The 24667-nt window shown below is 59.7% G+C and carries 17 protein-coding genes, 2 tRNA genes and 1 pseudogene; 7 read left to right on the plus strand and 13 right to left on the minus strand.

The genetic code is table 11. The features are described from left to right. The first annotated feature begins 10 nt into the window (after nt 1-10). Together ACP90_RS19610 and ACP90_RS19620 are read left to right on the plus strand one after the other, a co-directional pair. Nucleotides 11-1171: an FAD-dependent oxidoreductase gene (locus tag ACP90_RS19610; protein ID WP_062489510.1), complete on the plus strand. Its 1161-nt coding sequence runs from the start codon at nt 11-13 to the stop codon at nt 1169-1171. Between the two features lie 571 nt (nt 1172-1742). After that, nucleotides 1743-2228 (plus strand): YbaK/EbsC family protein, encoded by a 486-nt coding sequence (locus ACP90_RS19620; RefSeq protein WP_062489512.1) that lies wholly within the window; start codon nt 1743-1745, stop codon nt 2226-2228. Between the two features lie 42 nt (nt 2229-2270). On the opposite strand, the gene ACP90_RS19625 is transcribed toward ACP90_RS19620, so the two are convergent. From ACP90_RS19625 to cysQ, 4 genes are all read right to left on the minus strand, one after another. Beyond that, the gene (locus ACP90_RS19625) at nt 2271-3284 is read right to left on the minus strand and encodes an NAD-dependent epimerase/dehydratase family protein (protein WP_062489514.1); all 1014 of its coding nucleotides are present in this window, start codon (nt 3282-3284) and stop codon (nt 2271-2273) included. A gap of 363 nt (nt 3285-3647) precedes the next feature. After that, a complete protein-coding gene (gene cysN, locus ACP90_RS19630; protein ID WP_062489516.1) occupies nt 3648-5582 on the minus strand; it encodes a sulfate adenylyltransferase subunit CysN in 1935 nt (644 codons plus the stop codon). 1 nt (nt 5583) lies between these two features. Continuing rightward, a complete protein-coding gene (cysD, locus tag ACP90_RS19635; protein ID WP_022997880.1) occupies nt 5584-6513 on the minus strand; it encodes a sulfate adenylyltransferase subunit CysD in 930 nt (309 codons plus the stop codon). 81 nt (nt 6514-6594) lie between these two features. Then, complete coding sequence (gene cysQ, locus ACP90_RS19640) at nt 6595-7437, minus strand: 3'(2'),5'-bisphosphate nucleotidase CysQ (protein ID WP_062489519.1); 843 nt, start codon at nt 7435-7437, stop codon at nt 6595-6597. A 305-nt stretch (nt 7438-7742) separates the two neighbouring features. On the opposite strand from cysQ, the gene ACP90_RS19645 reads away from it, so the two are divergent. Further along, nucleotides 7743-8252, plus strand: a complete 510-nt coding sequence (locus ACP90_RS19645; protein ID WP_022997882.1) for a PilZ domain-containing protein — start codon at nt 7743-7745, stop codon at nt 8250-8252. Nucleotides 8253-8460: 208 nt separating this feature from the next. Then, nucleotides 8461-8994, plus strand: coding sequence for a DUF1993 domain-containing protein (locus ACP90_RS19650; protein ID WP_062491798.1), 534 nt, complete (start codon nt 8461-8463; stop codon nt 8992-8994). Nucleotides 8995-9181: 187 nt separating this feature from the next. Here the strand turns inward: ACP90_RS19650 and ACP90_RS19655 are convergent, their stop codons facing one another. Then, a complete protein-coding gene (locus tag ACP90_RS19655) occupies nt 9182-9778 on the minus strand; it encodes a glutathione S-transferase family protein (RefSeq protein ID WP_062489521.1) in 597 nt (198 codons plus the stop codon). A gap of 81 nt (nt 9779-9859) precedes the next feature. Here ACP90_RS19655 and ACP90_RS19660 point away from each other — a divergent pair, with 81 nt between their 5' ends. Further along, nucleotides 9860-10570, plus strand: coding sequence for a YafY family protein (locus ACP90_RS19660; RefSeq protein ID WP_286145769.1), 711 nt, complete (start codon nt 9860-9862; stop codon nt 10568-10570). A gap of 72 nt (nt 10571-10642) precedes the next feature. On the opposite strand, the gene ACP90_RS19665 is transcribed toward ACP90_RS19660, so the two are convergent. The 7 genes and pseudogenes from ACP90_RS19665 to ACP90_RS19695 all read right to left on the minus strand — a co-directional run bounded on the left by ACP90_RS19665 (nt 10643) and on the right by ACP90_RS19695 (nt 22484). Continuing rightward, complete coding sequence (locus ACP90_RS19665) at nt 10643-11332, minus strand: hypothetical protein (protein ID WP_145915808.1); 690 nt, start codon at nt 11330-11332, stop codon at nt 10643-10645. An 81-nt stretch (nt 11333-11413) separates the two neighbouring features. Beyond that, nucleotides 11414-11533, minus strand: a pseudogene (locus ACP90_RS28305) (transposase); the annotation flags it as partial. A gap of 656 nt (nt 11534-12189) precedes the next feature. After that, nucleotides 12190-12387, minus strand: a complete 198-nt coding sequence (locus ACP90_RS19675) for a hypothetical protein (RefSeq protein ID WP_062489530.1) — start codon at nt 12385-12387, stop codon at nt 12190-12192. After that, on the minus strand, nt 12387-19400 hold the full coding sequence (locus tag ACP90_RS19680; protein ID WP_062489532.1) for a hemagglutinin repeat-containing protein: 7014 nt from the start codon (nt 19398-19400) through the stop codon (nt 12387-12389). The genes ACP90_RS19675 and ACP90_RS19680 overlap by 1 nt, the downstream gene beginning before the upstream one ends. Before the next feature lie 12 nt (nt 19401-19412). Then, nucleotides 19413-21152 carry a ShlB/FhaC/HecB family hemolysin secretion/activation protein gene (locus ACP90_RS19685; RefSeq protein ID WP_062489534.1) on the minus strand — a complete coding sequence of 580 codons (1740 nt, stop codon included), beginning with the start codon at nt 21150-21152 and terminating at the stop codon, nt 19413-19415. Between the two features lie 4 nt (nt 21153-21156). After that, nucleotides 21157-21765 (minus strand): invasion associated locus B family protein, encoded by a 609-nt coding sequence (locus ACP90_RS19690; RefSeq protein WP_145915809.1) that lies wholly within the window; start codon nt 21763-21765, stop codon nt 21157-21159. A 642-nt stretch (nt 21766-22407) separates the two neighbouring features. Then, nucleotides 22408-22484 (minus strand) — tRNA-Pro (locus tag ACP90_RS19695). A 360-nt stretch (nt 22485-22844) separates the two neighbouring features. On the opposite strand from ACP90_RS19695, the gene ACP90_RS19700 reads away from it, so the two are divergent. Then, nucleotides 22845-22919, plus strand: a tRNA-Gln gene (locus tag ACP90_RS19700). Nucleotides 22920-22945: 26 nt separating this feature from the next. Here ACP90_RS19700 and ACP90_RS19705 read toward each other — a convergent pair. After that, nucleotides 22946-23956: a LacI family DNA-binding transcriptional regulator gene (locus ACP90_RS19705; RefSeq protein ID WP_267480453.1), complete on the minus strand. Its 1011-nt coding sequence runs from the start codon at nt 23954-23956 to the stop codon at nt 22946-22948. 132 nt (nt 23957-24088) lie between these two features. Between ACP90_RS19705 and ACP90_RS19710 the strand changes: the two genes are divergently transcribed. Then, complete coding sequence (locus tag ACP90_RS19710; RefSeq protein ID WP_062489539.1) at nt 24089-24646, plus strand: gluconokinase; 558 nt, start codon at nt 24089-24091, stop codon at nt 24644-24646. Nucleotides 24647-24667: the final 21 nt, after the last annotated feature.

Raw genomic sequence — 24667 nt, forward strand, 5'->3', positions numbered from 1 at the left:
ACCCCGCCCCATGGCAGCAACCGACGCCGAAACTTTCGATGTTGCCATTGCCGGAGCCGGAATTTTCGGCCTCGCTGTTGCCCGGGCAGCGATCGAGGCCGGGCTGAAGGTGGTAGTTCTTGAGAAAAGCCACGTCGGCGCCGGGTCCAGTGGAGGTGTGCTGGGGGCGTTGATGCCGCACATGCCGGCACGCTGGAACCCCAAGAAGGAATTCCAGTTCCAGGCCCTGCTGTGTCTGGAAGACCGCATCCGCCAACTGGAAAGCCAAACAGGTCTTTCCTGCGGCTATCACCGCTGTGGACGCATCCTGCCGCTGACGACAACCGACAAGCTGGAGCACCATCTGGAGCGGGCGGAAGAAAGCAAGCTGCGCTGGCAGCCTCAGGAAACCGGCTTTTCCTATGTTGTTGAAGCTGCCGGAAGCCGGTCTGACTGGCTGGACGCGAATGCCGCTCCCTTCGGCATCGTCTATGAAACCCTTGCCGCGCGGATCTCCCCGAGGGCTTATCTGGCAAGCCTTGCCAGCTTCGTCCGCCAGAACGGCAGCCTGCGGGAAGGCGTTGAAGCGGTCGGTTATGACGATGCAACGCAAACCGTCCTGCTCGCCGACGGACACGCCTCCGTCAAGACACGGCAATTCGCCGTTTCAGGAGGATTTGCGGCTTTCGACCTGATCGAAACTCTGACCGGCGAACGCATCGGACGTGGAGAGAAAGGCCAGGCCCTTGTGCTGGAGGGCAAGGGACTGGAAGACAGGCCAGCGATCTATTGCGACGGGCTTTACGTCGTGCCGCACGACGACGGCACCGTCGCCATTGGCAGCACATCCGACCGTGAATTCGAAGATGCTGCCCCCTCTCCAGCCCGTTCAGCCGAACTGCTGGAACGCGCCACCGCCTTTTGTCCGAAATTGAAGGGCCGCGAGGTTCTTTCCGACTGGGCCGGTATCCGGCCCCGCAATCACAGGCGGGACCCGCTGGCAGGAAAACTGCCTGGCTTTGACACCGCCTTCGCGGCAACAGGCGGCTTCAAGATATCCTTCGGCATTGCACATCTGATAGCGGATGACCTGGTGGCGGAGATGATTGGCAGAGAACCTGTTGTTCCTCTGCCAGAGACATTCCGCCCGGCACACCACTTCGGCAGCGGCAGACTGGACGCAGATCGCTAAATGAGCTCACGTTCACGCATTCGCCGACCGCAGAAGCCGACGGCGCGCATGCAATGAAAGGTTGTATATGCGATTGCAGGTGATGAGACAGGACCGCGAACTTGACGCGGTTCGTTCAATCACAATCGGTTCACGCACCTGCTGCCTAGATGGCAGCAACCACCGCGTAAAGACCGTAAAGGCTGAGCGAAATCGTCCCCCAGAACAGGAGATTTTTCGCCACCAAAAATGGCAAATTCATAGACCCACCCTGATGAGCTGCATAGTCAGCCTGCTTCCTCCTCTCCACCCCAGAGGATTCAACTTCGGTTCCGGCTGTAGCTGCTCTCGCCATTTCGGCAATCCTTGAACGACTTAACCAATGGCCATCTGGAACCCATTTCCATCGGCCACACACAGTACCGTTTACGTCGTAAATGGTTAAAACCCGTTTAAGATTAACATGAATCTTTTCTTAATTTACAGCACAATGAAATTGTTGATATGCACAAATTATGGCCCGGCCCGCGCAGCTCTTGCGCGTCCCTCCCTGCCGGTCTTGTTTGATCCGACCTGAAGGAAGCCCTGCAGCATGAGCCTCGACAGCGTACGCAACCACCTTGCCAGTGCCGCCCCCGAACTTGAAGTCATCGTGACGGAGGACAGCAGTGCCACGGTCGACCTTGCCGCCAAGGCACATGGGGTCGAGCCCGGTCAGATTGCCAAGACGCTGTCGTTTCAGCTCAAGGACAAGATCTTTCTGGTGGTTGCCCGCGGCGATGCCCGCATGGACAACAAGAAGGCGAAAGCAACCTTTGGTGGCAAGGTGAAGATGTTGGGCCTTGATGAAGTGGAAACGCTGACGGGACACCCCGTCGGCGGCGTATGCCCTTTCGGCCTTGCCCAGCCGTTGCCTGTCTACTGTGATGTCTCGCTGAAGGAATATGACGTGGTCATTCCCGCCGCCGGCGCGACCAATGCCGCAGTCAGGATACCGCCGGAGCGCATGGCGGAAATCACCGGTGCGGAATGGGTGGATGTCTGCCAGCCTCCGCAGGATGCGTCGCCGCAGGCATAAGAGCCCGACGTAGCCAGACGTTCGCCCGACACCTGCCAGGCGTTACGCCCGGTAATAGTCCCGGTACCATTCGACGAACCTGGCAACGCCTTCCTGCACTGTGGTCTTCGGTCGGTACCCAGTGAGGCTTTGCAGCAGATCCGCATTGGCCCATGTCGCCGGAACATCGCCGGCCTGGATCGGCATGAGATTGCGTTCGGCGGTCCGGCCCGTAGCCGCCTCAATGGCTTCGATGAACTCGGTCAGTTGAACACAGGTCGAATTGCCGATGTTGACCACTCGCCAGGGAGCAACCGGCGAAAGGCTGTCGCCTTCCTTCACCCCTTCTCCCTCGGCCGGGCGAACAGGCACTGCGTCCATCAGCAGCCGGATGCCTTCGACGAGATCTTCCACATAGGTGAAGTCCCGTTTCATGTCGCCGTAGTTATAGACGTCGATCGGCTTGCCTTCGAGGATCGCCTTGGTGAACTTGAAGAGAGCCATGTCGGGCCGTCCCCAGGGACCGTAGACGGTGAAGAAGCGGAACATCGTCACCGGAAGGTCGTAGAGATGGGCATAGGAATGCGCCATCGCCTCTGTTGCCTTCTTGGTCGCCGCGTAGAACGACATCTGGTGGTCGGCCTTGTCGGTCTCCGCATAGGGCATTTCGGTGTTGGCGCCATAGGCGGACGACGTGGACGCCAGCAGCATATGTTCCGGCGGGAAGGCTCTGGCTGCCTCGAGCAGCTCGAACGTTCCGCAGATATTGCTTTCCAGGTAGGAGCGAGGCGCTTCGATGGAGTAGCGGACACCGGCCTGTGCTGCCAGATGAATGACAAAATCCGGCCGCTCGGTACGGAACAGGGACATCAGCAGGTCCGGCGCCTCAACGCGGTCGTTCACCGGCTTGAAATGCTCGTTCTGCATCAGCATCTGCTGCCGGCGTTCCTTCAGGCGGACATCATAGTAATCCGTCATGGCATCGAGGCCGATCACCCGAAAGCCGTCCTTCAGCAGTCGGGTACACAGGTAAAAGCCGATAAACCCCGCAGAGCCGGTCACCAGAACGGTTTTCATGATTTGCCCAAAGCCTTTCGATCAAAAATTCATTTTACAAAACGCGTAAGTAGGTCAGCCAAGTTATTAAAAGGCTTCGAAGGTTCGGGCAATGGCGAAGTCTGCCCGAACCCTCTTGGCCACCTGGAACCGCGACACTTACAGACGCCACAACACCTAGTACAAAATGGATTACCGCGGCGTGACACGCCCACAGAGCTTCTGAAAAACGACCTGTTAACGAACGAAATTCCAGCTCGTCTGGCCGGGATATCGCATCGGTCCCACAAACGAAAAAGCCACCCGCGTCCTTGCAACGCGGATGGCTGATTTTCGAATGCCTGGGCAGGTCATCAGCCTGGCAAGGTCACTTTCGGCCTCTTGTCAGATGCCGCCGCCGTCGGCGGAGAAGCTGTTCAGGAACCCGCGCTTGCGCAGATATTCAACGATCTCCTCGGCAACTTCTTCCGGTTCCCGACCGACGTTGCGAATATGAAGTTCCGGATTTTCCGGCGCTTCATAGGGGCTGTCGATACCGGTGAAGTTCTTGATCTCGCCCCGGTCGGCCTTGGCATAAAGGCCCTTCGGGTCGCGTTTGCGGCATTCCTCGATGGGCGTATCGACAAAGACCTCGATGAACTCACCGTCTTCCAGGAGATCGCGCGCCATCTGCCGCTCCGAGCGGAACGGCGAGATGAAGGATACCAGCGTGATCATGCCCGCATCCGCAAAGAGCTTGGCCACCTCGCCGACACGGCGGATGTTTTCCACCCGGTCGGCATCGGTAAAGCCCAGGTCCTTGTTGAGGCCGTGGCGGACGTTGTCGCCGTCGAGCGTATAGGTGTGTCGTCCGTCGACATGCAGTTTCTTTTCGACGATCGACGCGATGGTCGACTTGCCGGACCCGGAGAGGCCGGTGAACCAAAGGACTGCCGGCTTCTGACCGAGTTTTTCAGACCGGGCGTTCTTGTCGACGTCGAGGGCCTGCCAGTGAATGTTGCTTGCCCGGCGCAGTGCGAACCAGACCATGCCCGCACCAACCGTCGAGTTGCTCATCCGGTCGATCAGGATGAAGGAACCGGTCGTGTGGTTGGCCTCATAGGGATCGAACGGCACCGCGGAGGACAGTGAGAAATTGCAGAACGCAATTTCATTCAACGCCAGCGTCTTGCCAGCCACATGCTCGAACGTATTGACGTTGATCTTGTGCTTGATCTCGGAGACCGTCGCCGTCACCGTGCGTGTGCCGATCTTCAGGAGATAGGGCCTGCCCGGCAGCAACGGCTCGTCCGACATCCAGATGACATGGGCGGCAAACTGGTCAGCAACATCCGGGCGATGTGCGGTCGATGTCAGAAGATCGCCGCGGGAGATGTCGATTTCATCTTCCAGCGAAATGGTGACTGCCTCGCCGGCCCGAGCGGAGCTGACTCCACCGCTTGCGCCGATGATCGACTTCACTTTGGACTGCTTTGCAGGACCGGCAACCACCAGTTCGTCGCCAACCGACACCTGGCCGCTGGCGACCGTACCGGAATAGCCTCGGAAATCGAGGTTGGGCCGGTTGACCCACTGCACCGGGAAGCGGAACGGGGCTTCCAGCACATGTTCGCCCACCTGAACCGTCTCCAGGTGCTCCAGAAGGGTCGGTCCGGAATACCAGTCCATCTTGTCGCTGCGCCCGGTGACATTGTCGCCATAGCGCGCCGACATCGGAATTGCCTGCAGGGTTTCGAAATCGAAGCCGTTGGCAAAGACCTCGAATTCCTTGCGGATTTCCTCAAATCGTTCCTGAGAATAGCCGACAAGGTCGATCTTGTTGATGGCCAGCACAACGTGGCGGATGCCCAGCAGCGACGCGATGAACGCGTGGCGACGAGTCTGGACCATCAGGCCGTTGCGGGCATCAACCAGCAGCACGGCAAGGTCGGCGGTGGAAGCGCCGGTGGCCATGTTGCGGGTGTATTGTTCGTGGCCCGGGGTATCGGCAACGATGAACTTGCGCTTTTCGGTCGCAAAGAACCGGTAGGCAACGTCGATGGTGATGCCCTGCTCGCGCTCGGCCTCAAGACCGTCGACAAGCAGTGCCAGATCGATGTCCTCTCCCACTGTGCCATGCTTTCTGGAATCGCGTTCCAGCGCGGCCAACTGGTCTTCGAAGATCAGCTTGGTGTCGTAAAGCAGGCGGCCGATCAGGGTCGACTTGCCATCGTCAACGGAACCGCAGGTCAGGAAGCGGAGCTGGTCCTTGCTTTCCTGTGCCAGGATATATTCGGTGACGGCTGTCTCTGCAGCTTCCTGTATGTTCTCGATCGTCATCTTAGAAATATCCTTCCCGCTTCTTCTTCTCCATCGACGCACTTTCATCCTTGTCGATGAGGCGGCCCTGGCGTTCGGATGTACGGGCAATCAGCATTTCGCGGACAATGGCGGGCAGCGTATCGGCATCCGATTCAATGGCGCCGGTCAGCGGGTAGCAGCCGAGCGTGCGGAAGCGGACCATCTTTTCCTCGATCTCTTCACCGGGCTGCAGTTTCATGCGGTCGTCGTCGACCATGATCAGCATGCCGTCGCGGTTCACGACCGGGCGCTTTGCAGCGAAATAGAGCGGCACCATCGGGATGTCTTCCGTCAGGATGTACTGCCAGATATCCAGCTCGGTCCAGTTGGACAGCGGAAACGCACGGATGCTCTCGCCCTTTGCCACACGGGCATTGTAGAGGTTCCACAGTTCCGGCCGCTGGTTCTTGGGGTCCCAGCCGTGATTGGAGTTGCGGAAGGAGAAGACGCGCTCCTTGGCGCGCGACTTTTCCTCGTCCCGGCGCGCGCCGCCGAAGGCGGCATCGAAGCCGTATTTGTTCAGTGCCTGTTTCAACGCCTCGGTCTTCATGATGTGCGTATGAACCGAGGAGCCGTGGGAAAACGGGCCGATATTCTTTTCAAGCCCTTCCGGATTGGTATGGACGATCAGGTCCATGCCGAGACGCGCGGCGGTCTCGTCACGGAAGGTGATCATGTCCCGGAATTTCCAGGTCGTATCCACATGCAGCAGCGGAAACGGCGGCTTGGACGGATAGAATGCCTTCATCGCCAGGTGCAGCATGACGCCGGAGTCCTTGCCGATGGAATAGAGCATCACCGGATTGGAGAATTCGGCCGCGACTTCGCGGATGATGTGGATGCTTTCTGCTTCCAGCCGCTTCAGATTGCTGAGGCGCTCGGGCGAGATCCCGTGAGATTGCATGTTCATGTTCGCTTTTCCGTTTGGCCGGCGAACCGGCCGTATCAATCGTTCGTCACGGGCCAACCGCCCGCGCAATTTTGCAAATCGTCAGGTAGCGGGCGCGACATCCCGCAGCAGGTTCCTGCACCCGGCTGCCAGAAAAAACGGGTTCCGCAAGTCGTCCTTGCGGGCGTTTTCCGGCACCCGGTAGACAAAGTCCTCGCCGGTTGAAGCCAGAACGACCGCCCCGCCGGCGGCGCGTACAACTGCATCGCCGGCGGCAATGTCCCATTGCATCGTGGGCGCAAGACGGGGATAGAAATCGGCTCGGCCGGCGGCCACCCAGCACAGCTTCAGCGACGAGCCGACGTTAAGCTGCTCGGCGACACTCAGCCGTGAAATCAGGGCAGAGGTTTCTTCCGAAAGATGAGAGCGGCTGGCGAGCACGCTGATGCCGTCCAGCGGTGGCGTGCGAACGGAGATAGGCGCAACATCGCTGATGCCGCCGTTCGCGATGGTTCCCTTGAAGGCCCTGGTTTCGGTTTTGCCGTTTTCCCGGATTTCCCCACCCCAATAGATTTCTTCGAGGGCTGGTGCGGAAACCACGCCGAACACCGGGCGGCCATCCTCGATCAGGGCGATGTTGACGGTGAACTCGCCGTTCTTCTTCAGGAATTCCTTGGTACCGTCGAGCGGGTCGACCAGGAAGTACCGCGCACCTGCCGCAGGCAGCTTGCCGGCTTCGACCGCTTCTTCGGCCACCACCGGAATGTCGGGGAACTTTTCCGCAAGGCCCGCGAGAATGATTTCCTCGGCTGCCGCGTCGGCCTTGGTTACCGGAGACCCGTCGACCTTGTTCTCGACCTCGAAAGGTTCCGCGTAGATTTTGAGGATTTCCTCTCCGGCCCTCAGGGCCAGCAGGTTCAAGAAAGATATCTGGTCTTCAGTCATCGATGCCTCAATTCGCGCCGGGAAATATTGCCCCCCGCGCTGTCCGCCCGCGTGGCTGTCCCGTAAATAGAAAGGTACAGTGTATCAATTCAAGGAATGGTGTTCCACGTTTTCGCCTGAATACAAAAAGCTCAGGTTTCTCTGACCGTCGCAAGGGAGCTTTTGTTGCTCCCAACATGGTCCTATGCCGGGCTTTACCTGACTGATCCATACGTGGATTCACCGATTGGCAAGGGCTTTGCGCCTAAACTTACCCCAAATGGGGGTTAAAGTGCCCTTGGACACCATGAGAATGCGAGAAACCCATGTCGGACGCCAAACCATTTCCGCACGCACCCGCGGATGAGAGCGCCAGCGAACAGATGCCGCGGGAGCGGCGGGCACGCGTGTTCAAGAAAGGCAAGATGGTCTTTCAAAACGGGCTGAGATCCATTCCCTGCATGGTGCGCAACATCTCCGAAGGCGGCGCTTTGCTGGAATTCGAGCAGGCCTACATGCTGCCCAAGGAATTCGACCTTCATATCGACCTGGAAGACTATGAAGTCACCTGCGAACGCCGCTGGGAGGAAGGCCTTCGCTGCGGCGTCCAGTTCATCGGCGAGAAACGGCATGTTGCCGCACAGCGCGCGCAGGTGCTGAAAAGCTCCGAAGAAGCGCTGAGAAGCGAACTCGACGAGCGCCGCGACAGCCCGGACAACTTTTTCCAGCGCCGCCACCAGGACGAACCGCATGCCGACGAGCGCACCTCCGTGCGTCGCAACCGGCAGGACGCAAGTGCCGGCGCCGGCAAGCCGACCTTCGGCAAGAGGCGCTGATACGCTGCGCGCGGCGAAATACTTCAGATGCCCTTTCTCTTCGCGGTGCTCGACAGACAGCCAGCAAGTGCACCCTGCCGCCCAAGGCAGAATGCCGGCTTTCACGCCAGCGCTCAAAATTCCTGGAAATGATCCGTCTCCCCGTCGTACCCTTTGAAGATCACGCCAAGGCGTGTTTCGAACCCGGATCATGACCAGGAAACAGCCCGTGGCGACCACCCTCTACGACATGAGCGTGCCAACCTTCCTGCAAACGGCACGCGCCGTCAGCGGGTTTCTTCAAAAGGCGGCAACCCATAGCCAGCAGACAGGCACCGATCCGGACGACTTCGCGACCGCGCGGCTTTATCCGGACATGGCTCAGTTCTGGTTTCAGATCGAGTGCGTCGACAATTTTTCCGTCTGGGGCCTGGAAGCAATGAGAACGGGTGCCTTCACCCCTCCGCCGCTTGTCGGACCAGCCCCATATGCGGATCTGCAGGACCGGGTCGCGCAGACAGTGACACGTTTACAGGCCTATACGCCTGCCGAGGTAAACGACTGGTCGGGCCGGCCTCTCGACCTTGATCTGGTTCACATCAGCCCCCGGCCGATGCCCCTGACATCGGAGACCTTTCTCCTGTCCTTCCTGCTGCCGAACTTTCATTTCCACGCTGTCACCGCCTACGACATCCTGCGCACGCGCGGCGTGCCGATCGGCAAGCGCGACTATGAGGGCCAGTTGCGGACGAGGCCGGACTGACGGCCTTTCCCCTCCCCCTCACCCTTGCCCTCCCCCTCACCGGCTGAAACGAACAGGCGGGCCAACTGGAAAGCCGCGCAGGCAATTCATCCAGTTTCAAAGCCGTTTTCATGACACCTGCGCAAACAGATATGGCCCACCGGGCAAAACCCGGCAGGCCATATCGTCAGCGGAGGTTCAAAACCTCTCAGGCCGCCTGGCGTTCACGCTCCAGCGTCCGCACGGTGGCCGGGCGTTCGCTGCACCGCTTCACCCAGTCACGGATCGCCTCGTTGTCCGGCAACATGTCCGGCAGCCACAGGAACGGACCGCTGCACAACAGGTCGACGGCGGAATAGGTTTCGCCCAGCAGGTAAGGCTGCTTTTCCAGCGTCTCCGCCAGCCGCGCGACCATCGTGTCGAAATCGCGCAGGCTCGCCTCCACGGCCGGATGCGTAAACTGGGCGAATTTCAGGATGATGACCGGCTCCATCACGCCCTGATAGTAGAACAGCCAGGACAGATACTCTCCGCGCCCCGGCTGGCCTTCGATCGGCCCAAGCCCGGCTTCGGGAAACTTGTCGGTAAGATAAAGCATGATCGCGCCGCGCTCGCGGATCCCCTCGGTACCATCCACCAGGTAGGGCACCTTCTTTTCCGGGTGCGGGTTGGATGCATCCGGCCCGCCCGAGCCATCCTGCCGGCGAACCGTCACTTCCTTCACTTCGACGTCGGCTCCCAGCTCTTCGATCAGGGTCACGATCGCCGAAGACCGGCTGTTGGGAGAATGGTAAAGCGTCATCATGGGAAAGCTCCTTTTCTTTGTGATGCCAAAGGTATAGCTTCCCCCTGCTGACAATTTACGGCAGGAGCAAAAATGGCCCGCATGGACAGGCTGATGCGCCTGATGGATACCCTCAGGCGCCTTCCCCAACCGGTCACCGCCGCGCGCCTTTCCGAAGAGACCGGCGTTTCCCTGCGCCAGCTCTACCGCGACATCGCCACCTTGCGTGCGGGCGGCGCCCTGATCGACGGGGCCGCGGGCGTCGGCTACACCCTGACGGAAGATCCCGTGCTGCCGCCGCAGAGTTTCTCCCGGCTGGAAATCGAGGCGCTGATGCTGGCGCAAAGCGGGCTGGACCAGATCGGCGACGAGACACTGAAAAAGGCCGGGCGCAACGCCATGGCCCGCATCATCGCCACCCTGCCCGACCGGCAGGCCCGCCAGGCCATGCACACGGTGATGCGCAGCTGGCGGCAACCGGACAAGCGCCCGCCGGTGACGGTGGATCTCGACCTGTTGCGTGAGGCCTGCTGGGAGGAGTTCAGCGTGATCATCACCTATCGTGACCTGCAGGAGCGGACGACCACAAGGGAAATCTGGCCGATGGGTCTTTCCTACAGCGAAACCTCGCTGCTGCTGCTCGCCCATTGCCGCCTGCGGCAAGACTACCGCCACTTCCACGTCAGCCGGATCGCCTCACTGGCGCCCGGCACCGAAAGCTTCCGCCCCAACCGGGTGGCCCTGCTGCGCGACTACATCCAGCAACGGGGATATGACCGGAACAGGTCACCTCGGCGCGGTGAAGTTGGGTAGCAGGAGAGCTTGGAATAAGGTTGTTTCAAGATGCGGAGTTTTCGGGGTAGCTGGTCACAGGCGACGAAGTGATCACGATACTTTCGGTTCATCCTTGATAAGGAAGAGATCATCCCGGAAAAGGGATTTCAGTTCAGCGCGACGTTTCGAGAACCTGTCAAAGTCATTGACCACATCGTTGATATCTTCCGTAACCTGTACCAGGTACCCTCCTCCGATCCTCTGCACGGGAAACCCAGCAGCAGAGATCGCAGCCTCGTCAACTTCATGAACGAACCTACGACCATAGAACATTCCCCACCCGATGTTGGGGATCTTCGCATCCACAATTGTAAAGGAGCGGAAGTAACTTTCTGGCGTGTTGGATTGGGCTGGTTCGTTATCGAACGATGTAAAGCAATGGAGCATTGCTAAATCGGCATTCATTACTTCGCATATACGCGCTCCCAAATGACGCCAATCCGTTTTTTTGTGCAGTGGTGCATAAACGCTTAAACGCCCATCAAGAGTGTTTCCTCTTGCATCTTTGCGAGTATGACTAATTTCAGCTTCATATTTCGCGACCTTATTACGTTTCCAGCGAAGGCCAATCGAAAATTCCGACAAAACCCCGTTTACCCGCATTTGAGCAACCTGTGCCCAGTAGGGTTCAACTTGTTCGACAGAAATGAATGGGCCTATTTTGTCGTCCCAATGAAAGAGGACTTCTGGGATAAGTTGTGTCCCAGTCTCTTCGAAAGCCGCCAGAACCTGCTTGCCCAAGGACCAATCAGTCGTCGGCTCCGAGCTGATCGCGAAAAATTTTATCTCCGATGGCATCAGAACCGCATACTTCTTGCTTCAGTTGAAATAGGTCGCCTGGCTGATCCCGGCTTCCCAACAAATCTCAGCCACAGGGCCTCCTTTTTCCCCGAGCTCTACGAAGAACGCCTTCTGCGCGTCCGAAAACTTCGATGCATTCATCAATTCCATTCCTTCCCAGCTAGGAAAATCGTCGCGGAAAACTCCAACCCAAATCGAGGGTGTTTAACGGGAGCACATCAATAGTTTGGGAACAGTTCGAATAGCTTCCAGCTTGCGCGAATGCCGCACCTGCAAAAGGTAAGATTTCTGACGGAAGTTGGTAGCGCTCTTGCTGTTAAGGCGAGATCAAACGGTGGTGGTAAGTCATGCAGGCCAGCGTTCACCAGCTTGAAACCATTTGTACCAGTAATCGCGAGTATTCGGCTCATGGAGATGTTCAAACTCGCGCACGACTGTTTTCAGATCAGCCCCTACATCGATATCAAGGACAAACCACGCCTTCGATAACCTGCCAGTGATATCAAAGAGTCATCAAACCTTTCTTCAGCATCAGAGCGAGAGCCGGCACCAATCTCTTCGATTAGTCGTTGGCACTCGCGACTGTAGGCCTCAAGGCATTGGTTCACCTTTTCCTTGGCCCGAGCGAATTCCTCCAAACCGGATTCCACCGTTGCATTCACATCACAAAGCATTAACCGTAACTTATGCTTTAAACGTACCCCAAAATTCCGGCGTTTCGCCAATCACGTATCCCTTAAAATATCGAGACACATCTTCGCAAGCTGTCCGCAATTCTGGTACCAACTCAAGATTACTTAAAGTTCTATTTCATTTTCGCTCATAAAAATTAAAATTTTTTGCTCAAATGCTGTAATTTGATCAATTGTGAACGTTGTGTATGTTGGCAGTACTTTTTTTGGAATATTCAGGGCCAGCGCTTCTCCGCATTTAAATATATACCTTATCTCACTTTCACTAAGGTTTATCTGAAAAGTTCTTTCGCTGTCGTTCATTATTTTCTTGTCCTTTTTGGAACCGGATCATAACCAGGGGGGTTTACATTTTTGGGAACCTTAGTGTTGATGTAGTCGTCCCAACCACGTTCAAAATCCGGTCTAAACGCAGTTGCCTCACCACGTTGACCACGAATAACGACCGTTCGTGTCGAGTTATCTAGGTAGTAAATTGTACCATCAGCTGCGTATCTCTTCACAGTCGCAGGATTAGAGACAATACTTTCAACGAAATTCTGAAACTGTTGCCTTGTACGAATTCCTAGTCCTACAAATTCACCCCTTTCAATCACATGTTTAGCAAACGCATGCCCGTTTGCAACTTCGGCTGCAATAAGTCGATTATTCAGCCTTGTTCCGTTTGCGACATTTGCTGGATTACTTCCAATACCCATCAGAGTCGCGATATAAAGCTCAGCGACGACATCTACGCCTGCGGCATGAAGTTCTCCGGCCACCTCCGAAAGGTCAGTAGTTCCTCCGATGTAACTGTCCCAGATCGTTGGCAACCGCTTTTGCGCTTCCAGTCGAACCTGCGCGCCTGCGAAGTCTCCGTTGGCATAAGCTTCCGCCGCACTGTCTTCCAAGTTAGCGATCGCGTCGCTTAACCAACTTCTAAGCGCTTGCTGATTTCCATCGTTGTTCGCCTTCCAGGAACCTTCCGCGAAACCAGCCGAATAAAGCACTTCCATGCGTTCTTCGTTGGAAAGGCTGTTCAAATAGGCAAAGATAGCGTCCTTGCACGCTTCGTAGCTCTTAGACCCAAGTGGAATATAGCTGCCATCGGCCTGAACGATGCCGCAATCGATTTCGTAGGCATGGGCAGATGGCACGATCCAGTCGAACAGGTTGAACTCGTTGGCACCCTGCTTCTGTGTACAGCCCCCAAGATGGCCGCCATTGGCAAGTGCTTTAAGCCCCTCCTTGATGTTGCCACGCTCCTCCTCGCTTAACTCACGACCGAGCAGATATTTATCGATGAAGCCGCCGGGAGCCGTCGCTTCTTTCAGCGACTTCTGAACAGCCCGCACCGCCGTATCACTCACATAAAGCTCAAACCCTTCCTGCTTCTGCGAGGTCACTTCCACCACCGCGTCCGGATCGCGGTTGAGGTTGGAAAGTTGGGTTTCGGTGGCGGTGGTGTCTTCCGCCGCTTCCCGGTCCGCTTGCGCGCGCAGGGCTTCGGCGCGGGCCGTGTCGCCTTCGGCTTCTGCCGCGTCGGCCTCGGCTTCCAGGTCGGCGGCCTTGATGCCGTCGCCGTCGCCGTCGCGCACGATGATCTCGCCCTCGCCAATGGTGGCGCGGGCAACGCCCTCGGTTTCGGAGTTGGAATAGGCCCCTTCCACCGTGATGCCCGGTTTGGACTTGCCTTCCGGATTGGAACCGATGCTGACGCCGACCGAACCGGAAACCTGCCGGCCCTTGCGGTGAAGGTCGATATCCGCCGTTTCCAGACGCTCGGTTTCAAGGGTCAGGTCGCCGGAGCGCGAGGCGATCACCCCGCCGGTGATGGAGGTCGTTTCGCCGACATCGGCATTGAGCGCGTTGTCGGTGACGATGCCGGAGGGGGCGTTCACCCAAGCCGAGCTGTTGGACCCCTTGGCCCCGTTGACGCTGGCAGAGGCGCCGAAGGTGGGCCCGGCGCCGTCTGCCCCCAGCCCGATGCCAACGGAAACCCCGGCGCTGTAGCCGCTGCTCTGGTTGGAGCCTTCGGCCGTGTCCAGCCGGCTTTCGATGGTGAGGTTGCGGCCGATGTCGAGATCGGCACTGTCGGCTTCAATCCGCGCGCCCTTCAGGGCAAGGTCCCGGCCGGTTTCGACCGACACGTTGCCGCCCGCCGTCACATCCGTGTTGGTGTGATAGGTCTGCGATTGGCTGAAGGAACTCTGCTGGCCGGAGACATCCAGCCCCAGGCTGAGGCTGGCGCCGGGGGCTCCATTCTTGCCACTGGCGCCGACACCAAGCGTCAGCCCGATGCCCGCGGACATGCTGGAGCTTTCGCCCTCATAGGCGAGATGGTTTTGCGCCGATTCCAGGATGACATCCCGTCCCGCCGTCATGGCAATATCGTTGCCGGCGTCGATCCGGGCGCCCTTGGCGGTGATGTCGCGTCCCGCCTCCAGGGACATGTCGTTGCCCGCCGACAGCGTGGCGGTGCGGGCGATGGCGCTAACCTCCGACGAGCTGCTTTCCTCGCGGGAGATGCCGATGCCGATGCGCACACCGGCAATCGTGCCGCCCTGGCGGATGGCGTTGAGCTGGTTGAGCGCGTCGACCGCCTTCAGCCCGGCGGAGACCGCGGAAAGCGCCTGATAGCCGAGATTGCCCTTGCCCGAGGCTGCCATGCGCGGGGCATCCGCCAGCGACTTCACCGGTCCGGAGATGTTTTCGAAGGCGCCGACCGACAGCGCGAAGGTGTCGATCTTGTGGCTTTCCGAATGGGCATAAAGATCGTGGACGCTGTCCAGGACGATGTCGCGCCCGGCGGTTATGCCAAGGTCTTCGTCGGCGGCGACGGAGGCAGCTTCGGAGACCACATCGCGCCCGGCATCGATGGAAACGTTCCGGCCGGACACCGCCGAGGTGACCTGGGTCAACGAGCTGGTGTCGGAGGTATGCCGCTCGGACTTGTAGCCGGCGACCACGCCCATGTTGCCGGTTTCGGCAAAGAAGCCGCTTTTCTTGTCGACCCGGCTGTCTTCGGAGGTGTTCTGGGCAGCTTCCAGGCGCACATCGCGCCCGGCCGAAAGGGCAACGTCGCTTTGGGAGGATACGGCGGAGCCCTTGACCACCACATCCCCTGCACCGGCCGAGATCTCCAGATCGCCGAGCGCGGTCACCATGGAGCCCACCTGCGTGGTGCTGCTGCTGTCGCGTTTCCTGGAACTTGAGGTCAGGAAGCCGCTTTTGTTGCGCGCGGACCGGTCTTCCCGGCTTTCCTCCGCCGTGCCGATGGTGACGTTTTCACCGGCTGTCAGGCTGGCCGTGCCGTCGCTGGCAATCAGCGAGCCTTCCACGGCAATGTTGCGCCCTGCCTTGAGGTCGGTCGCGTCTGCCGCCTGGATGGTGGAGCCGGACACACGGGTCTGGCTTTCGCGCACATCGTAACGGTTGCTGCCCGCCTGGCCACTGGCTTCAAAATGGCTGTCGAGCTCGATGGCGGTCACCACCAGGTCACGGCCGGCGTCGATTTCCAGGCTGCCGCCGCTGGCAAGATCTGCCCCGGTGATGCGGGTGTCGCTATCGCTGCGGATGGTCAGCGTGTCTTCCGCCGTCACCGTGCCGCGCTCATAGGCCCAGGTGCCGATGGCCGTGGTGCCGTTGCCGGTCGCCCGGGTTGCGGTTTCGATCGAGACAGTCTCGCCGGACAGGGTTACATCCCTGCCGCTGATCGTGCCGGACCTGTTGAGCAGGGTGCCGGCGGCGCTGGCGACCAGGGTTTCGTCGGCCTTGATCGTGCCGCGAACGTTCCTGATTTCCGCTGCCTCCAGCGTCGTGTTGCGCCCGGCGATCACCGCGCCGGTCTTGTTGAGGTCCGTTGTCGAGGCAAGGTAGAGACGTGGCGCGATCACCTCGACGCCATCCACCACCGCGCGTTCGTACCAGACAATGTCGCTGGTCAGGAGTGCGATCTGCTCCTCGCTCAAGGACACGCCGAACGCCAGGTCCAGCGCCTCTGCCTGTGCACCCGCGTTGTCGATCAGCGTCTTCATCTGCAGGGCATCGGAGGTCTGGTCGGCGGACAGCCAGCGGCGGCCCGTCGCCCTGCGCACCTGCTCTGCCACATACTGGCTTTCGAAATAGGCATCACCAAGCGAGCGGATGTGCTTGTCGATGTCGGGAATGCCGACTGTATCCAGGAAATACTGCGACCCGAAGAATGCGCCAATGTCGACGAACGCGAAGCGGGTTTCGTAAAGGAACGGGCTGCTTTCCGGAGCACGGCTGAAAAGCTGGCCGTTGAACTTGTAGGACGCGGGGTCGAAGGCCGGGGCCTGGGAGCTGGCGTTGAGCTGAACGATGGACGTGTCCTGTGTGGACTTTTGCAGGTCCTCCGGGGTGGAAGGCTCGCCGGCTTCGTTGCTGAGCGTGCCTGTCAGGTTGCCGATCAGCGATCCGCCGGCGTGGATGGTCGCGGGAACGGCATCGATGGTTTCGGCGCTCAGCGTCTTGCTTTGCACCCCATTGTCGAGAAACTTGTGCGAGGGGGCAAAGCCCAGCGTGCGGGTTTCGTAGCTCGACCAGCTCTGGTGAATGGTGATGACCCGTGTCAGGGTCTTGCCGCCGTTGACGATACTGGTGCCGTCGATGCGCATGTCGCCGGAGGCGACAATGTCGCTGTATTCGTTTTCCAGCGTACCGACATCCAGCACCATGTTGCCGTTCAGCGCCGCGATGCGCGCGACCGGGTCGACCAGCTCAAAGGTGTCTTCGGTGACGAAGATGGTCACCACATCGCCTGCCCCCGCTGCGCCGTCCTCGTCGGGGGCGAGCATCAGCCAGTCGTCATAAGTGCCGTTGTCCGGGTCGAACTCGGAAATGGATGTCGGTGCGTAATCCTTCCACCAGTTCTGGTCCCAGTCCGCTGCCGTGGCATTTTTGGCCGTGAGGATCTCTTTGATCTTTTCCGGGTGCGGCACGAAAACATAGCCGCCGGGCCCGCCGCCAGTGTCCCAGAACTGGTCCCAGTCGCCGATGCCGCCGGCCGCCCAGTATTTGGAGAAGCCGCCCTTCAGCCAGTCGGGAGGATAGGCCCCGGCGACGACTTCATTGGCATATGCGGTCGTTTTGGTGTCGAAAGTGGCACCGGTGATGTTCTTCAGGCTTTCAGCCCGGATCGTCAGCGTTCCGGACCGTGCCTCGATGATCCCGCCCTTGCGGTTGATGATGCTGGCCGCCTTGGTGCCGGCCGTGCGGCCTTCCAGCGTCAGACCGTTTTCGGCAACAAGAACGCCGCCATGGTTGTCCAGGCTGACTGAGCGGATGGTCAGGCCGTTGCCGGCGTGAACGCCGCCCCGGATGGTGAAGCTGTCCAGGCCATCGAACAGGGCAGCATCATTGGCAATGATGTAAGCGTCAGCGGCGACATTGGTGGTTCCGCCGTTGACCGTCAGCCCACCGGTCGCTTCCAGTTTGCCGGTCACCGACAGCGTGCCGCCAATGGTCAGCTGGCCGGTTCCGTTCACGCGCAGCAATCCGGCAACGGTCAGATCGTTGACGCTGAGGTCCAGCGTGTTGGTGGCGGTCAGCCCCGGGGCGGCAGCGGCAAGCGTTGCAGTGCCGGTAATGCTGCCGGAGATATCCCGCGCCGCGACCGTCGCCCCGGAACCGCTGAGGGAGAGCCCGCCAAGATCAAGCGCCAACGAGCCGACCTCCAGCGCGCCGAGCTGGTTCCAGGTGCCGGCGGTGATCCGTGTCAGGTCGCCGGACTGGAGGCGGGACCCGGCGGCCACGTTGAGCGAACCGGATGCGGTGAGCGTCAACGTGCCGGCGTCCGTTATCGCGGCGCCTTCGCCGGTGACACCGGCAAAAACCTTTCCGCCGGAAATGTCGATCACCGGCGCTGTCAGCACGACATGGTCGCGCGCGTTGACCTCGCCCGCCGTTGCCACGGTCAAACGGCCGGCTGCCGAAAGGGCAAGGTCTCCGCCGGAATAAAGCACCGATCCGGAGGCCACCGTGACGTCGCCAAGGCTGGAGGCGACATCGATTGCACTGGCGACCGACGCGCTGCCAAGGACCACGTCGTTTGATGCCTGCACCGTGTAGGTGTCGGCGGCAACGGTTCCCGATTGCTGAAGCGCGCCGACGTTGAAGGTGATGGCCTCGCCCGCCTGAAGGTGGCTGGCGGCGGAAAAATCGGCCAGGCCGGTCGTTGCCACCTTGATGGAACCGACCCCTGCTGCCAGCGTGCCACCGGACGCCATGCCCGCCAGGAGTTGCGCCTCGTCAAAATCGACGCCTGCCGCTTCCAGCTCCACCTGACTGCCGGCACCAAGGGTTGCCTCCTTGGCAACCTTGATATCGCCGCCGGCCTTTAGGATCAGCGTTTCCTGGCCATAGAGAGACGCATTTTGCTGAACGTCCACCGACCCGTTGACGGACCGGGCGCGCAGGGTCTTGCGGGCGGACACCGTGCCGCCAAGCACCAGCTTGCCATCGGCGGTTATCTGAAAATCGCCGGTGGCGGCCGTCGCGCTTTCCGGAGCCCGCACACCGACGCCGCTTTCCGTGCCGATCAGCTTGATGCGCCCGGCATACATGCCGCCAAGCGCGGAGGAATCGATGGCAAATTCCGGCTTGTCCGACGCCGACCCGGCCTTGGCTGCAACCGAGCGGTTGGCATAATCGTAGTCGTTGCGACCGGCAAAGACGCCGAGGTTCTCGCCAGCGTGGATCTTGCCGTTGATTTCGACCGCGCGCGAGACGATGTCGAAATAGTCGACGCTTTCCGCCGCGACGCCATCCGCACCAATGGTGACGGTGCCCCGGTCGACAGAGAAGCCCTTCAGCGTTCCGGCATCGACTTGCGGCACGCCGGTCGTCAGCGCTGCCCGCGGAATGTTGATGAAGCCGCAGCCGTTACAGGTGATGCCATTGGGGTTGGCGAGGATGTAGTCCGCCTGCCCGCCGTGCAGCTCCGTCGCGCCCTGCAACAAAGACCGGTTGGACGAGGTGACTTCGTTCAGGATCACCGATGCCGGGCCGGAGCCTTGAAGATTGGGGTTGCCGACAATGTAGCCGCCCAGGTTGCTTTGGCCGACACCCTTGGAATTGTTGAGGATCAGGCCGTTCTTGCCGACATTGAAATCGGTGAACTTGTTGTGGGACAGGCCCTGCGCATTTGGGGTGACGATGTTCTGGACCGGCACGCCGTTTGGCGCCGCGATGATCTCCGGCCGGTTGCCGGGCGCAGCAGCGCCATCCGGTGTTAGCCCGCCAGCAAAGGCCGGCAGGGAGGTCTGGACCAGGAAGACGGTACAGAAGAAACCATTTAAAACGGACTTGATCATAAGCCGATCCGCCTAAAACGTTTGAGAAATGCCCAGCCGGAAACGCAAGAAGCCGTTTTCCGCCGGATCCAGAAATGTCGGATGGGCCAGAGCCCGCTCATAAGCCACTTCGCCGGTCACGATGCCGCCGCTCAGCCGCAGGCCGACCGCACCGCCCATCAGCTCTCCGCCTTCCAGCGGATCGTCGGCATCTTCCAGGACGCCGCCGGCATCCAGACCGGCAAACACCTGCGGCAGACCGAATAGCCGTTTCAGGTTGTCCGGAGCTTTGCTGGCGAATGCGGGGGTGAAGCCAAGCTCGAGCTGGCTGTAGCCACCGGCATCCCCCGACAGGCTGACATCGCGGAACCCGCGAACGGACAACGGCCCGCCGATGGTTACCCTTTCGGAGGCAAACAGCGTGTCGGGCGAAAAAGCGCCATAGGTGCTGGCCTGGAAGGAAAGCTGGCCAACCGGGTTCTGCCAGACCCGCTGGTAGAACCCCGACAGCGTCACCTGGCTGAACTGGGCCGCCGGCGTGCCATCCAGCTGGCGACTGTCCTTCTGGGCGGCAAAGCCCTCCAGCCCCTGCTTGAAGGCGATACTGGCCTGTCCGAACCCGCCGGCAATCCGGCCGCTGATCTTCGTGGTCGCTTCCAGAACGGCCAACCGCTGGCTGGAGGCGTCGATGAAGATCTCTTCGATGAAGTTGTTGGCTTCCTTCAGCGAGAACGCGCCGCCGGCACGCCAGACAAAGCGTCCGTTCCGGTGCAGCACCCGGTCCAACTCCACGCGGCCTTCCCAGCTGGTGCCATCATAGGAATAGTCGCCCGAGGGGCTTTCCAGGCGGGACAGATAGTCCAGATAGGACCCGCTGATGTTGACGGTCCAATACCGCCAGGGCACGGACAGATAGGCGTTGATCGAGCGCGAATAGATACGCTCGTCCAGCCTGTCGAGCGAGCTGCGGGCAGAGATCGTCAACAGCTCGTTCAACCCGAGCACGTCCTCAAAGCCGGCGATGCCGTTCCACTGATGACGGCCGGTGCTGGTGGCCCCGCCATTGTCCAGCGATGCGGACAGTTGCACCGCGTAGGCATCTTTCACCTCGATGGTGACGATGCTCTGGCCAACGCCCGCGCCTGGCTCGATGCGGATGACGGCTTCCTTCGACCCCAGCCGGTTGATCTGCTCCAGCCCCTGCTCGAAATCGCGAATATTCATGATCCGGCCAGTACGCTCGCCGAAAAGCTGCCTTGCCCCTCGCCGTGCCTTGCCGTTTTCCTGAAGGTGAACTTCGGACACCGAGCCCTCGACGATGAGGACACGCAACTCGCCGGAACCGAGATCCTGCGGCACCAGATAGGCGCGTGAGGTGACGAAGCCCTTCTCGACGTAATAATTGGTCGCCGTTCTGAGCACGTTCTGGATGTCGGTCAGCGTCAGGCAGGCGCCCTGACGGTTGCGGACCAGCAACTCCAGTTGGTTTGCCGGAACGCGCTTTGCGCCTTCGAACCGGATCCTTTCGACGTCAACACATGGTCCCTCGCCGCCAGTTGCCTGCGGCAGCAGATCCGGTGAACGCTGGGATGGTTCCGTCGTTCCGCCCAGAAAACGGTCACGCTCCAACCGGCGCTGCTGTTCCTCGCGCTCGATGATCTGCTGCTGCTGGCGTAGCACGTCCTCGATCCCCGCAGGCGTTTGAGCCGCCCCGGGCAGTGCAAACAGCAGTGCCCCTGCAAGCGGAGCCAGGAAACGTGCAAGTGCTCGCATGGTGTCAGTCGGTCGTCTTGCCCGCGGAAAGGTCCTTCAACCGGGCCAATGCGGCAGCGGACCCCTGCAGCGAAAACTCGATGCGGACCTGCTTGTCGTTGGTCGCAGTGACACCGACTGCGGTGAGCCGATTGCCCGTCCGGAGTTTTTCAAGGGCTGCTTCATCCAGCGGCACCGGCACCACGCAGCCTGAGGGAAGGCAGGTCAGGAACTGCGCCTTCGGCAACTCAACGTCATCCACCGCAAGTGTGAGGCCTTGCGAGAAGGCCAGGCCAAAGGGCGCCAGAACCGTCAGCACCGGCCCCTCCCCGGCCCGTTCCTCGACCAACAAGGCGGACAGGCGCTGCCCGGTCTTTTGCTGCACCAGCTCCTGCGTCATCCGACAGGTGCGTGTTTCGGCCTCCACGCACGTCACCGTCCAAGCCTTGAACCGTTCAGTGAGGGTCTTCTGGTCCGGCTGTTCCGATTGGGCGGAGGCTTGCGTGCACACAGCCAGCAGATTTGCCACAACCAGTACCAGTTTCCAGAACTTGCGGCGCGGTTCAGGTCTCAAGGACCTCGCATTGCGACGACCGGAGACGAAATTCGGCGGTACGAAAAATTGGAAAAACATTGTCTGTGCCTGGAGTATCTGTTTTTTGACGGACAGCACGCAGGGCGTGCAGAGACGTTCTGCCGGGAGTGCCGGCAGGCCAATGATCAGGATCGTAAAAAGGCAGCTATCGTCGCCGGACCTTCAAATTCAGAACCGGCAAGTTGTTCAAAAAACAGCGAAACTGTTGCGCATTGTCTTTTCCCGCATTGTCTTTTTTGTTAATGCTGCCCTAAGGGTTTAAGCCACAGGTTGCAAGCAATTTTTGCGGGAAAATTGCCTCATATGGTTGAGATTTTTTGTTTAGCAATCGATTTAATTTCAGTTTTATTTCACAAAACTCTCAATCAAAACGAGCACTTGCCAGTATCTTCCAGGCCGGCTGGCAAGAGGCGCGCAGCTTGATCAAACCACGCTTTTTATCGGGGACGAATGTAAAGACCGGTCTCGAGAGACGGCCCACAACGGCATCAGGTTGCAAAAACAGGTCTGAAACGCACAGCTCCAGCAAGGAAGGCAACGGGCATCGCAAGTGCCAACTCGATTAGCCGAGACTGTGGTCTAGGGAAGAAAACGCCGACGCAGGCGTACCAATCGCTGCGGGCGAAATCAGGTCCGCAGGCGTTGCTGGTCGCGAGGTGTTCAAATTGGAAGGGAAGAAAATGGTCGGAGTGAGAGGATTCGAACCTCCGACCCCCTCGTCCCGAACGAGGTGCGCTACCAGGCTGCGCTACACTCCGACACAGAATATGAGCTTAGAAAGCTAGGCTCATCGGGAACAGCTGGGCAAGCCCTCGCTGCGTGGAGGGTCATTTAGCAAAGCTGGTCTGATCCCGCAAGCGATTTGCATTGCCGAATGTCACTTTTTTGAAACTGTGAACAACCTCGGCAAGGCAAGGGCGAATTACGCCGCTTTCCAGCGGACACGCCAAGTCCGGCTTGCCGTTCCGCCAACTTGAAGCGGATTGAAACGGCCGCCAATCGTCCCGGCGATGGCTTTGCAACGCACCTGGGGAAAACCGGTCCTTCCCCGTCAAAGTTTGCTCTTGTGGAGACTTGCGCAAAGGATCGAGGCTCGCTATACAGCGTCCCCACGGCCTTGGGGTGTAGCCAAGCGGTAAGGCAGCGGTTTTTGGTACCGCCATGCGAAGGTTCGAATCCTTCCACCCCAGCCAGTCTTTCTTCCCTTAAAAGACATCTTCTAGCCTTGCCCGTTTCGGGCTGTGCTGCCACGTGCGACGACCTCGTAGCCGAGATCGACCACCGGCTGTTCCGGCTCAATTCCGGCAAGGGCACCCGTCAGCATGCGAAAGGCATCGCGTCCCATGGCCAGGCGGAACGTGCGAACGCTAGTGATCGGCGGATTGGCGGCGGCCATCATTTCCAGATCGTTGAAACCGCAGATACCCATCTGATCCGGAACACGGATGCCGCGCCGCTGGCACTCGAACAGGGCGCCGAGCGCAAGGTCATCGTTGTTGCACAGGATCGCATCGGTTTCCGGCGCCTTCGACAGAAGGTCGGCGACCAGTTCGCAGCCAAGGGTGACGGTTGAAGGACGCGGTGTCGTCACGATCCGGCCCGCATCGAAGACACCTGCCTTTTCCGCCTCCCCGCGAAACCCGGCAAGGCGGCGCTGGCTGCGCGGGTCGAGCCGGGCAGCGATATAGCCCGGACGCCTGTATCCGGCAGCAAGTAGATGGCGAGTTGCCGCGGCAGAAGCCTCCACGTGGGAAAAGCCGACCATCATGTCATATGGCGCCGGCCCGCACTCCATGATCTGGACGATGCGGCAGTCTGCCCGTTCCAGCAGCCGGGCCGTGTCTTCCGACTGATCGAGACCTGACAGGACCAGGCCAGCGGGACGCTGGCTCAGGAAGGTTCGCACAAGGCTTTCTTCTTCAAGTGGGGAATAGCGGGAATTGCCGAGCTGGATCTGCCATTTCGATCCTTCAGCCGCTTCATAGATGCCTCGCATGACATCGGAAAACACGTTGTTGGTTACTGACGGCACGATGACGCCGATGACGTTGGTCTTGCCCGCAGCAAGCGCGCTGGCCGCAGGATCCGGCACGTATCCGAGCCTGTCGACCACCTCCCGGATTTTGGTCAGTGTCTTGGCGGAGACCTTGTCTGGATCACGTAGCGCGCGCGACACAGTCATAGCGCTAACACCAGCTTCCCGGGCAACATCGGCGATCGTGCTTTTCAAATTATTCAACCATTACAATTGTTTATACTATTGCAAATCAACTCTTCGATAATATCCCATAAAAAAGTGTTTGACAAATGTTAGCGCTATCATTTTCAATACACCCAACAACGAGATCATTCGGGGACGGAAATGCAGGGTGAATTGCCATCAGCCTCTGGCGAAACGGCCATCGTCGTGATGGGCGTTTGCGGCGCCGGTAAAAGCCTGCTGGCGAACCGTCTCGCGGACAGTCTCGGCGTCGGCATGGTTGAAGCTGACGACTTTCACAGCCCGGAAAACAAGCGCAAGATGGCGGCAGGAAAAGCGCTGACCGATGCCGACCGCATGCCCTGGCTGGACGCTGTGTCACTTGCCGCCAAGCTGCAGATCTACTGTGCCGGCGGTGCAGTGATCGCCTGCTCCAGCCTGAAGCGCGCCTATCGGGACCGTTTACGGGCTGCCCTGCCCACGTGCATCTTTGTTCACCTGGCAGGAGAACGCGGCCTGATCGCCGAGCGCCTGGGTGGACGCCAGGGACACTTCGTCGGTGAAACGCTGCTGGACAGCCAGCTGGCGACGCTGGAACCGCTGCAAGTCGGGGAAGCTGGCTTCAGCCTGGATATTTCAAGGCCTGTCGATGAACTTGTCGACAAAGCCATGAAAGAACTGCGGCCAGCAAGGCCGCCTCGTACCACCATCGCCTCTTGAGCGATGACGTTTCGACTAGGG

It is taken from the genome of Labrenzia sp. CP4, from assembly GCF_001579905.1.
GTDB lineage: Bacteria > Pseudomonadota > Alphaproteobacteria > Rhizobiales > Stappiaceae > Roseibium > Roseibium algicola.

Bases quoted from the DNA above. Each gene is read 5' to 3' on its own strand.
- ACP90_RS19610 (WP_062489510.1), top strand. From the start codon at position 11: ATGGCAGCAACCGACGCCGAAACTTTCGATGTTGCCATTGCCGGAGCC.
- ACP90_RS19620 (WP_062489512.1), top strand. From the start codon at position 1,743: ATGAGCCTCGACAGCGTACGCAACCACCTTGCCAGTGCCGCCCCCGAA.
- ACP90_RS19625 (WP_062489514.1), bottom strand. From the start codon at position 3,284: ATGAAAACCGTTCTGGTGACCGGCTCTGCGGGGTTTATCGGCTTTTAC.
- cysN (WP_062489516.1), bottom strand. From the start codon at position 5,582: ATGACGATCGAGAACATACAGGAAGCTGCAGAGACAGCCGTCACCGAA.
- cysD (WP_022997880.1), bottom strand. From the start codon at position 6,513: ATGAACATGCAATCTCACGGGATCTCGCCCGAGCGCCTCAGCAATCTG.
- cysQ (WP_062489519.1), bottom strand. From the start codon at position 7,437: ATGACTGAAGACCAGATATCTTTCTTGAACCTGCTGGCCCTGAGGGCC.
- ACP90_RS19645 (WP_022997882.1), top strand. From the start codon at position 7,743: ATGTCGGACGCCAAACCATTTCCGCACGCACCCGCGGATGAGAGCGCC.
- ACP90_RS19655 (WP_062489521.1), bottom strand. From the start codon at position 9,778: ATGATGACGCTTTACCATTCTCCCAACAGCCGGTCTTCGGCGATCGTG.
- ACP90_RS19660 (WP_286145769.1), top strand. From the start codon at position 9,860: ATGGACAGGCTGATGCGCCTGATGGATACCCTCAGGCGCCTTCCCCAA.
- ACP90_RS19675 (WP_062489530.1), bottom strand. From the start codon at position 12,387: ATGAACGACAGCGAAAGAACTTTTCAGATAAACCTTAGTGAAAGTGAG.
- ACP90_RS19680 (WP_062489532.1), bottom strand. From the start codon at position 19,400: ATGATCAAGTCCGTTTTAAATGGTTTCTTCTGTACCGTCTTCCTGGTC.
- ACP90_RS19685 (WP_062489534.1), bottom strand. From the start codon at position 21,152: ATGCGAGCACTTGCACGTTTCCTGGCTCCGCTTGCAGGGGCACTGCTG.
- ACP90_RS19690 (WP_145915809.1), bottom strand. From the start codon at position 21,765: ATGTTTTTCCAATTTTTCGTACCGCCGAATTTCGTCTCCGGTCGTCGC.
- ACP90_RS19710 (WP_062489539.1), top strand. From the start codon at position 24,089: ATGCAGGGTGAATTGCCATCAGCCTCTGGCGAAACGGCCATCGTCGTG.